This window comes from Bifidobacterium sp. W8114 (genome assembly GCF_016101165.1).
GTDB classification, from domain to species: Bacteria; Actinomycetota; Actinomycetes; order Actinomycetales; family Bifidobacteriaceae; genus Bombiscardovia; species Bombiscardovia asteroides.
In genome coordinates this window covers 27,042-39,821 of the sequence record NZ_JACFRA010000007.1, presented here as the reverse complement: position 1 = coordinate 39,821, position 12,780 = coordinate 27,042, and the positions used below count along the sequence as shown (strand labels likewise).

Sequence of the window (12,780 nt, the reverse complement as noted above, 5' to 3'; positions counted from 1 at the left end):
CCTGCCCGGGTGTCAGTTGTTGAAACGCATGGGTACCAGCAGGTAACGGTAGTCCATGGACTCCTCAGAATCCTGCTCCTGCTGACCGTTGAACTCCACGGCCTTGACAGCCGAGGTCATCTTGATGCGGACAAAGGGCTCGGCAATGGCGCCCAACCCATCAATCAGATAGCTGGGGTTGAAAGCCACCGTGATGTCTTCACCGTCCAGATCCACCTGCAGAACCTCATGGGCCTGCGCCTCGTCAGCTGTGCCTGCGCTCAGGGTCACCTCGTTGCCGGAAAAGACCATACGAATGGGGGCGTTGCGTTCGGCCACCAGAGCCACACGCTTGATGGCGTCAATCAGATCCTGCCGGGCGATGACCGCCTGGATGGGGTACTCGTCCGAAAAAAGACGATCAACGGCCGGAAATTCTCCATCAATCAGCTGGGTGGTGGATATTTTGCCAGCGTTTTCCACGCCCATGATGGTGGGGTTGTCAGCCTCGTAATCCATGGTTACATTCTGGTGTTCGTCCAGGGAACGGGCGATGTCTCGCAGCAGGGAGCCACGGATCAGCATGGAGGTGGAAAAGTCGGAGTCGCGAGGAGTCCAGGTGAAGCTCGACCGGGACAGCCTGAAACGGTCGGTGGCGGTCATGACCACCTTGTCACCGGTGATTTCGGTCTTGACGCTGGTCAGTACAGGCCGGCTCTCTTCCCTGGAAACGGCGACGATGGACTGGGAGATGGACTGGATAAAGGTCTCAGCATCCACCTGACCCATGGGTTCGGGGACGGCAGGGAGGTCTGGATACTCGCTGTCGGGCATCAGTTGCAGGGAAAAAGTCGATTTGCCCGAGGTAATGGTCATCTTGGATCCCTCGGTTGACAGATAGGTCTTCTCAGACGGCAGGGATTTGGTGATGTCCGCCAACAGTTTGCCCAGAACCAGAGCTGTTCCGGATTCGTCGATGCCTGCTTCGATGTGGTTTCTTGCCGAAACCTCGTAGTCGAAAGCGGACAGTTTCAATGTTCCGTCAGAGGCTTCCATCCTGATACCCGCCAGAATCGGCGAAGCCGGTCGGGAAGGGATGATGCGGGTGGTCCAGGCCACTGCATCCGAGAGTGCGGATGAATTCACTTCTACTTTCATGGGAGCCTTCTTGTCGATGAATGAACTGGTCTCATTCTATCGAATAGCTCTGGTGATGTGGTTGGAGTGAGCAGATGTGCTTGAGTATGAAGGTGACTATTGCATAAATATACATAGAGTCATCGTAATAAGCACGGTGGATGGTGTGGATAAGTTCTTAAATCCTTGCAACGCGGTGGATACGCATCACCCAATCGCTGTGGATAAGTGGTGAGGCCGATGTGACCAAGAAGCCAAGTTATGCACAGGGATGGATTTCTGCAGAGTTATCAACAAAAGTAGTGTGGTTATTCGCTGAGAATCCACCACCCGTCCCCGGAAAAGTGGTGGGTTATTCCCAAGGTTTGCCCACATCCGGGGATAAGTAGGTGGATATCTTTTTCCGGCAATCCACACTGGTGCCTGCGTGTCGTGTCAGTTCTGAGGCTGCTTGAGCCGGACCGTCAGCTCCATGACGTAGTTGTAAATCTCCCGCTTTTCCTGCATCTCATTGGAGATACGAGTGTATGCGTGCATGACTGTGGTGTGGTCGCGGCCACCGAAGACCTCGCCAATGTCAACCAAGGACATGCTGGTCATTTCCCGTGCCAGGTACATGGCAATCTGCCGGGCCAGGGCGATGTTCTTGGTGCGCGTGCGGCCGACTATATCGTCAAAGGTCAGATGGAAGTACTTGGCCACCTGGGAGATGATGTCAGTGGGCTTGATTTCTACGTCCGTTGAGAAGAAGTCCTGCAGGGTCTGTTCAGCCAATGCTGTGGTAACCGGCTGATTATTGAGGCTGGCCACGGCCGTGACGCGGGTCAGGGCCCCCTCAAGTTCTCGGATGTTCTCGGTGAAGCGTTCCGCAATCAGGTCCAGGACCTCGTTGGGAATGCTGACCCCGTTCATGGAGGCCATCATCCTAAGTATGGCCACCCGGGTCTCCCTGTCTGGTGGTTTGACATCCACGGTCAGACCCGAATCGAAGCGCGAAATCAGTCGGGATTCGAAGCCTTTCAGATTCTTGGGGGCCACATCCGAGGCGATGACGATGCGCTTATTGGCGTCATGGAGGGCATTAAAGGTGTGGAAGAACTGATCCAGGGTGGCTTCCTTGCCTCCCAGAAATTGGATGTCATCGATAAGGAGCACATCCACCTGCCGATAGCGGCGGTTGAATTCAGCTATCTGGCCCGATCCTTGGGTGGAGTTCTGCAGGGCGTCAATGAATTCGTTGGTGAATTCCTCCGAGTTGACATATCGGACCTTAAGCGAGGGATCCTTGACCAGAGCATAATTGCCGATGGCGTTGAGCAGATGGGTTTTGCCCAGGCCTGAGCTGCCGTAGATACATAAGGGGTTGAAGTCCTGGCCCGATCCTTCGGCCACGGCCAAGGCCACGGTCCGTGCAAAACGGTTGGAGTCGCCTGGGACGAAGGTGTCGAATGTGGCGTTTTTGTTCAGGTGGGTCTGTGGGTCACGCTCCACCCTGTTCTGGCTCATGGGGAAGCGCGGCACGGTAAAGGCGGGCCGGGATGCGGTCCTCTCTGCCTCGCTTTGTTGATCGGCATCACCGCCTGCCGTTGACCTCATAGCAGGGGAGGGCTCTGACAGCTCAGCCTGCATATCCAAGGTCATGGGCACATAGGTGCCCTCATGGAAGTCATTAACGGAAACAACAGGGGACTTGGATGTTCCAGCAGTCTCGGTCTGCCAGTCCGAGTGGGTCTCCGATCCGGGGGTTCGATCTGCGCCGGTCTGACGCTGATAGTCGCCGTAAGGATCCTGAGCGGGACTGTGGACCTGACGGAACTCGCCGCTTCCCGGGGCGGAGCCAGCCAAGGCGGATGTTCGTTGGTCTTTCTGCTGGTCGGCAGCCATCTGTTTGGCCATCTGCTCCGGATAGACGATCTTGATGGCCGGGAACATTTCCTGGTTGGTGACCAGCTGCAGTGCATTGAGGAGGGGCTGACTGAGCGGTCCCTGCACAGCCTCCTGGGTGGCCTTGGAGGAGACCCGCAGAACGATGGTGGTGCCGAAGACCGCCTCAGGGGTGATGTCCTCCAGCCAACCCTTGTCCCTGGAGGTCAATGAGCTGCTGTAGCGGAGCACCTGCAGGACCGAATCCCAGATTCTCTCGGCCTGGGCAGCGGCATCCAGCGGATCCTGCGCCATCAGTGTGCTCCTCTCTTCTCGACGACGGATTGTCCCGGTCTTCCTGCTTCTCTCAAAGTAGACAGTAGCCCATTGTTACACCGACTTTGCGTGGTTATCCACAGGATAGCGTGTTGTATCTGCGCCGAATGTGAATAACAGTGATGTAATTTGTGGATAAGTGAGGGGGCTCTTTCTCCCGCCATGACAGGGTTTGCGCAAGGTAGGGAGTGGTTTTCACCAGTAGGATGATGGAAGCCTGTTTGACTCCGTCCCGGCTCATGTGTACCGTGATATAGCTTGACTCATTACGAGCCGTACTCGAGTATGTCTACACACGGGAGCAACGAATTATGAAGAGGACATTCCAGCCCAACAATCGCCGTCGTCACATGAAGCACGGATTCCGCGCTCGCATGCGCACCCGCTCCGGTCGTGCCCTGATCAACCGCCGCCGGGCAAAGGGCCGTCGGACCCTCTCCGCCTGAGCCGGATCCCAATCCCTTTTCAGAAGGTGGAACGGCTGAGGAGCCACCGGGAGTTCACGGCGGTGCTCAGGCGACGTCATCGGGTCAGTAGTAGGGATCTGGTCATACATTATTGGATACCCGGATCTGACCGGACGGCGACCCAGTTGCCGGTGACATCGGCTGTGCGCGAAGGGCGGCATGACATCCTGCCTGTAGGCAGACGCCGCATGGGGCTTGCTGTGTCCAAAAATGTGGGTAAAGCCGTGACCAGGAACAAGGTCAAGCGCAGATTCAGGCAACTTGCCGGATTCAAGGAGGACCTGCTGCCATCCTCCTGTGATCTGGTCCTGCGCGCCAAACCCAGCGCTGCTACAGCCACCTACAAGCAGCTGGAGGAGCAAGTGGACAGGCTCTTCCGTGACCTCACGCATAAGACCGGAAAGACTGTCGGCAGTCTCGATGCACAGGGACAGTCAGGTCTGCAGCTCGCCGGCGGATCCAAGGGTCGACCGATTCAACGACTGGAAGCCAACGAAGGATGCAGGGCATGAGCGGCCTGGCCTCCCGGACTTTGCAGGGTGCAGTCCGCTGGTATCAGCGCCACATCTCACCCTTGTCGCCGCCGAGGTGCCGTTACTACCCGACGTGCTCACAGTACGCTTTGACCGCCCTGAAACGGTTCGGGGCCTTGCGTGGAACCATCCTGGCAGTTCTGCGGCTGTTGCGTTGCACACCCTTCAACAACGGCGGAATCGATGACGTGCCCCAAAGATTTTCCATCTTCTATCGGTTCTCGTGGTCAAAGGCCCATGAGGAGGCCCGGCTGACCCCCATGGCCCCAGACAAGGAGACGGCCTGACAATGTTCCAGAACAACGACACCTTTACTTTCGATACGGGCATATACGGCTTCTTCTACAAGATCCTGTACCCTATCGAGTGGCTCATGACCTACATCATGACCTACTGCCACAAGTTCCTGACATTGATCGGGTTCCACAAGGGTCCCGGCGTGGCCTGGGCGCTCTCGGTAGTGATGTTGGTGCTGGTCGTCAACCTGTGTGTCCTGCCGCTCTTCATCAAGCAGCTGCGATCCATGCAAAAGATGCAGGCCCTGCAGCCCAAACTGATGAAGATCCAGAACAAGTACCGCAACAAGAAGGATCCGGCTAGCCGAGAGGCCATGAGTCGGGAGACCATGAAGGTCTACCAGGACAATCATGCCAACCCTATGGGGTCCTGTCTGCCTGCGTTGGTTCAGGGCCCGGTCTTCATGACCATGTTCTATGTGCTTTCGGCTGTGCCCTTTATTGCCAGGGGCAAGCGGGCGCCCTTGGGAGCCTTCAATCGACAGGTGGCGCGAGAATTCGAGGAGACCACCTTCTTCGGGCTGCGGATTTCTGACAACTTCATGTCAGCCCAGGGTGCGGGCCGCATAGTCATTGTGGTCTTCATTGTGCTCATGTGCCTGGCCATGTTCTACTCGCAGTTCCACAACGTCCGGCGGAACATGCCCAGGTCGGCCATGCAGGGACAGCAGTACAAGTTGCAGCAGATGATGGCCTTCATCTTTCCGGTCATGTATATCTTCTCGGGCATATACTTCCCCTTCGCTGTGTTGATTTACTGGTTGACCAACAACCTTTGGAATCTGGGCCGAACCCTCTTCCAGGTCCGCCATATGCCAACGCCGGGCTCGCCTGCCGCGGAGAGCAAGGAAGAGCGTGACCATCGCCGTGAGAATGCCCGCCGCAAGCGCCAGGGGCTGCCCTCTTTGGAGGAGGAGCAGTTGATGGAGGCCAAGAGGTTGGAAGAGGAAGCCCGCAACAACAAGAACGTTTCCCACCAGCGCTCTCAGCCCCATCGCAAACGTCGCGGCCGTTGATGCGGCTACTGGCGGTGGAGGCCGGCGTGGTGACCCGGCTTTCGGTCGGGCGAATACTGGAGTAGTCTGCAATCATCACGTCCGTGTATCCTCAATACTGGACACTCGATTTGTGACCAGGAATCCAGTGGACCTGAGGTTATGAATCGGATGTAAACGCGTGTAAGGAGAGCATAGATGTCTCAGTCTCTGGACCAGGGAAAGACCATCGAGCAACTCAATGAGGAGGCGGATGTCGCCGCCGACTATCTGGAGGGGTTGCTGGACATCGTCGATTACGAGGGCGATATCGAGATGGGGGTGCGCAACCACCGTCCGACCGTACAGATTGTGGCTGACGACGATACGGATATCAAGCATCTGATCGGCAAGGATGGTGAGGTGGTCGATGCTCTTCAGCAGCTGACACGCTTGGCCGTGCAGCAGAAGATAGGGGAGCGCTCCCATCTGATTGTGGATGTGGATGGTTTCCTGCGGCGCAAGCGCGAACATCTTCGCGAGCAAGCCCTGGATGTGATTGATGAGGTTCGTGAGACTGGCGACCCTGTCAATATGAAGCCTATGAACTCTTTCGAGCGCAAGATCGTCCATGACATGGTCCGCGAGGAGGGGCTGAAGTCACGTTCCCACGGCGAGGAGCCCCACCGGTACGTCACTGTCTATCTGAAGGCCAAGAGCGAAGACGAAGACCTGCCTGACGATGTTGAGGACGAGCCAGTCGGGTATGACGACCCGCTGGACGTGGATGAAACCGATCAGGTCGTCGATTCGGCTGAATACGAGGCTGATGATGATCCTGCGGATGCTGATAGGGAGTGACTGTTAAGCCTCACAGGGCTATGCGTTGATCAAGTATTCATGACGTCGGCCTTTCTGGATTGGTACACTGTTTGGTTCGGTCATACTGTCTGTTGTGCTATCTGCCAGCGCTGTACCATTTGGCAGGTGTGTGTAGTGCTGTCTGGCTCATGATTGTGCTTAGTCTGCCATGTTGCTTAATCCGGATTGCTCTTTTGCGTTTGAAAACCATATGGTGGTAATGGTCTTAGAAATGCAGCTGTTTTCGATTCTGGCAGCGTGAATAATCCTGCTGGATACGACGAGACTATATGACGCTGTTATGGTCTGTGGCTTTGGCCGACTGGGCGTGGAAGGTGAATGTGAGGAGTTGAAATGGCTGTTGTGGATGATGAGCTGAACGATAGTCCCCTCTTGAGGCAGGTGCTCGGCGATGCTCTGGTACCCATGCAGCGCTTTCATGATAAGCTCTTGCGCGAGGGTGTGGAGAGGGGCATCATTGGCCCTCGCGATGAAGACATTATTTGGGAACGGCACATACTCAATTCAGCGGCTATTGTGCCTTTCGTGCGAGAGCGATTGAGCACTGACGGCCAGACGGCAACGGTGGCGGATATAGGTTCCGGTGGGGGCTTCCCAGGCATTGTACTGGCTGCCTGCCTTCCGCAGTGCAGTGTTGTTCTTGTCGAGCCAATGGAGCGGCGTGTGACCTGGTTGCAGGAAGTGGTTGATGAGTTGCACCTGGCAAATGCTGTTGTGATTCGCAAGCGTGCGGAGGATCTGGTTCCACAATCCTCTAAGGCTTCGATTCGGCACAACAAAAAAAGTTCACAAAGCCGCCATCATGGTCGTCGTCGAATAGAGAAACAGTCTGTTTCGGCATACGGCCGTGTTGGCTCTTTAGCCTCGACCGAAACCAGGAATGCTGACAGCCAACAAGATGTAAATGACCATGACTCTTCGGAGGTTACGGGTGGTGCAGGTCTAGCAGACGTCCAATCCAATCTTTCAGTTCCACAGACTTTTGACGTTGTGACGTGCCGAGCTGTAGCCCCCATGACTAAGCTCGCCGGATGGACCCTGCCGCTTTTAAGATCGAGAGGTCAGCTTATTGCCCTTAAGGGTCGTTCGGCACAAGCTGAGCTGGATAAGGCTGCCAAAGAGATAAAAAAATGTCATGGAGAGAATCCACGGGTTTGCCTAGCTCCAGTCGCACCCGGCCTTGAGGATACTCACGTGGTTCTCGTGGACAAACACTAAAGTACGACACTGATGTGACCTTGTTTGATGACTTTGATGCCTGAGATGTTGCTCAATCTAAAGACAAGAATAGGCTAGGTAAGATAATCAATTATCAGTATTCAACACAGAGCCTTATCGAATACCTGATTAGAGATAATTGATTAAGCTCTATCAGATTTAAGTAGGCCTTTTCCGGACAGCGGCTTAGCCGATATTCATTCGTGGTGAATGGAGTATTAGATTAAGAGGAAAACAAGCACGCTTGTGATTTTTATTGTCTGACTCGTGTATGCTTTCACCTCAAACATTCTCAGGTTTTTTGATACTCTAGTTTTAGACAACGCCGTAGACAACAGTCAGAACTGGCTATATACAATTAGATTATTTAAAATAAAGGTATTATATATTTTGAATGTACCGCACATCAAAGTACCTCTTTGGGTTTGTTGCGCAGGAGGTTTCATTGTATCCTGGTGTAGCCGTCCAAGTAGTATTGGAATGATTGTATGATGCCCTATATCTGAGTTGGATATACTGACATCTCTTTCTATCCTTGCATTAAGAGTCTCGGGAGATGTTCTACTTTCGTTGCTGGGGATCTATGCGTTTACCTACGTCCTTAACTAGACAGTCGAAGTTATGCACCTCTTGCTGTAATCATTTATGTGTTTCTCTTACTCCCAGTGAGTTTATTGTGTCTATCCTTTATCTCGATCTTCTCGGCTTTCTAAACTGTTCGGTTTCCTCCCTTTCCTTAGGAAATATCGATAGGGGTATCCTGATTCTTGCAAATGCATGAAGATTACATGAGTTATCGATTAAACAGCACAGATTATGTCTCTAAAATAATCCGGAATGGCGAGAATCCCCCTGATGTGGGAGTTGGGGGCAACCGAACCGAGCTATAAGAGAGCTGTTCACCGGTTTCAGATGCGTCCACGAAAGAATGTTTCACGTGAAACATTGAAAAAGGATCTTTTTTAACCCAAAACAAGTAAACTAGGCTTCATTGGTTCCAGCTGTAACTCATCTAGATGACTTAGCACACTGTTATGAGTATGTTCTACAAGAACGACCTTCAGTAACGACTACATTTAGGGCACCTTAGCATATAGCAATATTCGAGGGGATGCTTCCGGTGGATGATCGCTATGTAGAGATAGATCGTAATGTTTCACGTGAAACAATTAACGCAGAATGAAATAATCAGGATTAGGTATATGAAAGCACAGACGAGAGAATATCGAAATATTTTCTATGTCTTTTTTAGTAAAAGTTGTTAAAGGTCTTGCTTCTTAGCTACGTCTCCTTCAATCATAATTTTGCGGAGTAAACTAGAGTCCTTATAGACATAATGAAGTCTTTTGTTTAACAGCACTAAAATACTACTTAAAATTAGCATTTAGTTCTGTTTTCTTGATTCGGCAGCCGTTATTGGAGGTAGATGGATAGATTCCGCAAATAAAAGACAAAACTAAGTTAGCCGACTGTGTTAGAAGACAATTAACGGGGTAATAATACTGCTCAGGCAGTATAGATGTTTCACGTGAAACCTCCCCCTTGCTGTACGTTTGTATAAGGCTTGTCACCCGAAGGATTTATTTTGGTATTACAGCGGTGTTTATAGTGGCTATCGTACAGATGGATAAGATCATTGAATATAACAATGAATAATGTTGCTTGGTTTGACGAGTTAATAGATTTATAGATTTGTTGCTAATAAGTTATGCACAATTCGGGCCTGGCCTTCGAATTATCCACATCATCGTTTGGAGACGCTGGCCTGGGGTGGGAAGTGCCAGACTTACCAATAATTACAAGGCAAATCTAATAATCTTGGGTAAGGGCCAGCCGCTGTGGCTCCGTTGGATCTATCCACACTTGTCCACAGTTATGAACAGTGACCGTGTATAACTTTCGGCCGTTCTGACATGTCCAACTAGGACGGGAAAATTGAATGGTTATCAAAAGGAGGAAGGTTCGTGACCGCATCGAAGAAGGTGAAAGCCGTTTCGGGGAATACCCCGGATATCGGTGAGAAGCCCACGCCAACCCCATCAGGTATGGAGTCGGCAACGGATATTCTCAATAGAATATTCGCTGAGGGGACTGGTTCGGTGTCTGGTGCGGAGATGGCAGATCTTTCTGCGCGCTATCAGGCCTTACATCAGGCTGAATTTCCTCACCCTTCAAAAACGCGCTTCATTGCCGTTGCAAATCAAAAAGGCGGGGTAGGGAAAACCACGACCACTGTCAATCTGGCATGTGCGTTTGCTGAATTTGAGGAACGTGTGTTGGTAATCGATATGGATCCACAAGGCAACGCTTCTACTGCATTGGGTGTAGCTCATGAATCCGGGACGCCATCAACATACGATGTGCTCGAGGGTCGTCTTGGAATTGACGACGTTAAGGTAGTATCCCCTGAATTCCCCAACCTTGAGGTTGTCCCATCATCTATTGACCTCAGTGGTGCTGAGCTGGAAGTTGCGGATATGCCCAACCGCAATCAGCTCATGAAGAAAGCGGTTGCCGACTATCTTAAAATCTGCCACCAGCATTATGACTATGTTCTAGTCGATTGCCCTCCTAGTCTAGGATTATTAGTTCTGAATGCCATGTGTTCGGTCAACGAGGTATTGATCCCAGTGCAAGCTGAATACTATGCTCTTGAAGGACTGCAACAATTACTGCATACCATAGGACTTGTTCAGCAAAGCTATAATCCTTATCTCGTAATCTCAACCATGTTGTTGACTATGTACGACAGGCGGACGCTGCTCAGCAAAGAAGTGTTTGATCAAGTCAAGGAACATTATCCAGAGATAGTGCTTAATACGACCATCCCACGTTCTGTCAAAATCTCTGAGGCTCCCAGCTTCCGGCAAAGCGTTGTCACCTACGACCCTAAAGGAGCTGGCGCTATTGCTTACGAAGAGGCGGCGTTAGAAATTGCCCAGAGATCCGAGCAAGTGTTGGAACATATTGCCAATAGAAGACAGGGGGAGTGAGGACATGACAAGCCGTTCACGGTTAGGCAAGGGCTTGGGGGCTCTATTTCCCGCCCTGCCAGGTGAAGATGACGAAACCAATGCTGACAATGGCCGTCAACAAGATAACGAAGTACCGAATTCCGGCAATAAGCAGCCCACCCTTCAGGGCTTGGGTGCTGAATCGGACGGACGACTTCGCAAAGATATAGATGCCTCAGAAGAAGACGGAGACAAAAGAGAACGCAGTACTACGCATTCGGGGAGTACAAGCTCTCAACTAGCGGCTTCGGCAAAGTCTTCTGGGAACGGTCGTAAACGTTCCAACAAGGGACAAAAGCGTGTCAGCATTTCCGAGTCTCTTAATGAGGATGTTTCACGTGAAACATCCACTTCGAAGAGAACTACAAAGCGTCGGTCAGTCCCGTCCATCAGCAGCCTGGAACACCCAAGTGATCTATTCTTTGGTCCTACGACGACAAATGTTTCACGTGAAACATTGCCGATGACGGGATCGAGTAGGGCTGTCGATCATCGGACAAAAGAGACTCAGCAAAGCGTCAACCGTGCACCTATTGTTGGCAATGCTGCTGAGCCGAATAAGACGGAGAGCAATAGCCGAGAGGAGCTGAAACCCGTCCAAGGCGGGTACTTGGCTGAAGTGCGTGTGGACGATATTAGGCCCAATGCTCAGCAGCCGCGACAAATCTTCGATGAAGACGAACTGTTGGAGCTTTCACGCTCCATCAAAGAAGTTGGTGTATTGCAGCCCATAGTGGTGCGAAGATCAACTCTTATAGACCGTCCAGGAACAATCAAGAATAAGACAACCTCAGTTGGCGGCGCGGAAAGCAAATCCGGAGCAATTGGCGCTAAGACCGGTGAGGAACAATCGAGTCAGCTTTCAAATCAGAGGGAAGAGGGTCTACAGCAAACAACCAATTATGAAATCATAATGGGTGAGCGTCGTTGGCGTGCTACTCGATTGGCTGGTCTGGATACCATACCTGCAATTGTGAAAACAACGAGCGATGACACCATGTTGCGTGATGCCTTGCTCGAGAATCTCCATAGAGTGGCCCTTAATCCGTTGGAAGAAGCAGCCGCTTATCAGCAAATGATTGATGATTTTGGCTTGACTCAGGACGGTTTGTCTAAGTCGATCTCTAAGTCCAGACCTCTGATTACGAATACACTTCGATTGTTGAAGTTGCCCCCAAGTGTGCAGAAAAAGGTAAGCTCAGGTGTGTTGTCGGCTGGACATGCCCGCGCCTTGCTTACTTTGCCGGATGAAAAGTCTATGACTGCTCTGGCAGACAAGATCATTGCTGAAGGTCTGTCGGTAAGATCTACTGAGGAACTTGTCGCTTTGCAGACTGGGCAGGCCAAGAAGAGAGCAAAAAAGCCTAGAGTAGACGCCTGGGCGGATAGTCCCGTACGCCAGGATCTAGAAAGTCGCTTTGACACCAAGGTGGCTATTAAGGGCACTAAAAAGCACGGGAAAATAGAAATCGTTTTTTCTTCGCCTGAAGACATGGACCGCATCGTTGCCATTCTCTTGGAAAAGAATCAATCTGCAAGTAATGACGGAGATTCGGGTGATAAAGGCTGGGTTTGATCCCATTCTGGAAATGGAACTTCAGGGTTTGCTCATCCAAACCTTGCCGTTAAAGTGAGCGATTGCTTCATGGCTCGATCGAGTTTGGGATGGGTTGATGAGCAATCGCTGCATTTGCCTTGGAATCAGAATGATTGGGCTATCCTAGGTATGTGTTCCATTCACCAACCAGATATATCTGCATTGGAATGTTGATTAAATAGCTTGAAGCTGGCAAACAGTCAGTCGGCAGGCTGTTGGATTATGAATCACTGCATAATGGGTTACCCGGTCATTTTGTCGGGTCACCATATCTAACTGGATCCGTCTCTGGTAGCTTGATAGCTGTCGGCAGTGTGATGGGTATATGCAATCCTGAGATATGCGATTAGTCGTTGTTGACCGGCTACCCAGTAGGTCATGATTGAATTGCTGCTTCTTTGTACGCCGTCTGGTAGGTAATAAGCCCTTGCTTTCGTACGGCTTTTGACGGAGATTGGCCTTGGCCGTTGATGTGAGGTGGCAA

9 protein-coding genes and 1 pseudogene are annotated in these 12,780 nt (G+C 51.8%); 8 read left to right on the top strand and 2 right to left on the bottom strand.

Going from position 1 to position 12,780, the window contains the following annotated elements; all coding sequences use genetic code 11:
• Positions 1-12: 12 nt before the first annotated feature.
• Complete coding sequence (gene dnaN / locus H3T89_RS08225; protein ID WP_110416627.1) at positions 13-1,137, bottom strand: DNA polymerase III subunit beta; 1,125 nt, start codon at positions 1,135-1,137, stop codon at positions 13-15.
• A 414-nt stretch (positions 1,138-1,551) separates the two neighbouring features.
• On the bottom strand, positions 1,552-3,294 hold the full coding sequence (gene dnaA / locus H3T89_RS08220) for a chromosomal replication initiator protein DnaA (RefSeq protein WP_198216796.1): 1,743 nt from the start codon (positions 3,292-3,294) through the stop codon (positions 1,552-1,554).
• 332 nt (positions 3,295-3,626) lie between these two features.
• Here dnaA and rpmH point away from each other — a divergent pair, with 332 nt between their 5' ends.
• The 8 genes and pseudogenes from rpmH to H3T89_RS08180 all read left to right on the top strand — a co-directional run bounded on the left by rpmH (position 3,627) and on the right by H3T89_RS08180 (position 12,275).
• Positions 3,627-3,761, top strand: a complete 135-nt coding sequence (gene rpmH, locus H3T89_RS08215) for a 50S ribosomal protein L34 (RefSeq protein WP_015022700.1) — start codon at positions 3,627-3,629, stop codon at positions 3,759-3,761.
• Positions 3,762-3,787: 26 nt separating this feature from the next.
• A pseudogene (gene rnpA / locus H3T89_RS08210) lies at positions 3,788-4,171 on the top strand (ribonuclease P protein component); the annotation flags it as partial.
• A gap of 119 nt (positions 4,172-4,290) precedes the next feature.
• The gene (gene yidD / locus H3T89_RS08205) at positions 4,291-4,602 is read left to right on the top strand and encodes a membrane protein insertion efficiency factor YidD (RefSeq protein ID WP_015022698.1); all 312 of its coding nucleotides are present in this window, start codon (positions 4,291-4,293) and stop codon (positions 4,600-4,602) included.
• Between the two features lie 2 nt (positions 4,603-4,604).
• The gene (yidC, locus tag H3T89_RS08200; RefSeq protein ID WP_198216795.1) at positions 4,605-5,627 is read left to right on the top strand and encodes a membrane protein insertase YidC; all 1,023 of its coding nucleotides are present in this window, start codon (positions 4,605-4,607) and stop codon (positions 5,625-5,627) included.
• Between the two features lie 177 nt (positions 5,628-5,804).
• Positions 5,805-6,446 carry a Jag family protein gene (locus H3T89_RS08195; protein WP_198216794.1) on the top strand — a complete coding sequence of 214 codons (642 nt, stop codon included), beginning with the start codon at positions 5,805-5,807 and terminating at the stop codon, positions 6,444-6,446.
• A gap of 354 nt (positions 6,447-6,800) precedes the next feature.
• Positions 6,801-7,685 (top strand): 16S rRNA (guanine(527)-N(7))-methyltransferase RsmG, encoded by an 885-nt coding sequence (locus tag H3T89_RS08190; RefSeq protein WP_198216793.1) that lies wholly within the window; start codon positions 6,801-6,803, stop codon positions 7,683-7,685.
• 2,045 nt (positions 7,686-9,730) lie between these two features.
• The gene (locus H3T89_RS08185; protein WP_198216805.1) at positions 9,731-10,678 is read left to right on the top strand and encodes a ParA family protein; all 948 of its coding nucleotides are present in this window, start codon (positions 9,731-9,733) and stop codon (positions 10,676-10,678) included.
• Between the two features lie 4 nt (positions 10,679-10,682).
• Positions 10,683-12,275: a ParB/RepB/Spo0J family partition protein gene (locus H3T89_RS08180; RefSeq protein WP_198216792.1), complete on the top strand. Its 1,593-nt coding sequence runs from the start codon at positions 10,683-10,685 to the stop codon at positions 12,273-12,275.
• Positions 12,276-12,780 lie beyond the last annotated feature (505 nt).

Bases quoted from the DNA above. Each gene is read 5' to 3' on its own strand.
- H3T89_RS08185 (WP_198216805.1), top strand. From the start codon at position 9,731: ATGGAGTCGGCAACGGATATTCTCAATAGAATATTCGCTGAGGGGACT.
- H3T89_RS08195 (WP_198216794.1), top strand. From the start codon at position 5,805: ATGTCTCAGTCTCTGGACCAGGGAAAGACCATCGAGCAACTCAATGAG.
- dnaA (WP_198216796.1), bottom strand. From the start codon at position 3,294: ATGGCGCAGGATCCGCTGGATGCCGCTGCCCAGGCCGAGAGAATCTGG.
- H3T89_RS08180 (WP_198216792.1), top strand. From the start codon at position 10,683: ATGACAAGCCGTTCACGGTTAGGCAAGGGCTTGGGGGCTCTATTTCCC.
- H3T89_RS08190 (WP_198216793.1), top strand. From the start codon at position 6,801: ATGGCTGTTGTGGATGATGAGCTGAACGATAGTCCCCTCTTGAGGCAG.
- yidC (WP_198216795.1), top strand. From the start codon at position 4,605: ATGTTCCAGAACAACGACACCTTTACTTTCGATACGGGCATATACGGC.
- dnaN (WP_110416627.1), bottom strand. From the start codon at position 1,137: ATGAAAGTAGAAGTGAATTCATCCGCACTCTCGGATGCAGTGGCCTGG.
- yidD (WP_015022698.1), top strand. From the start codon at position 4,291: ATGAGCGGCCTGGCCTCCCGGACTTTGCAGGGTGCAGTCCGCTGGTAT.
- rpmH (WP_015022700.1), top strand. From the start codon at position 3,627: ATGAAGAGGACATTCCAGCCCAACAATCGCCGTCGTCACATGAAGCAC.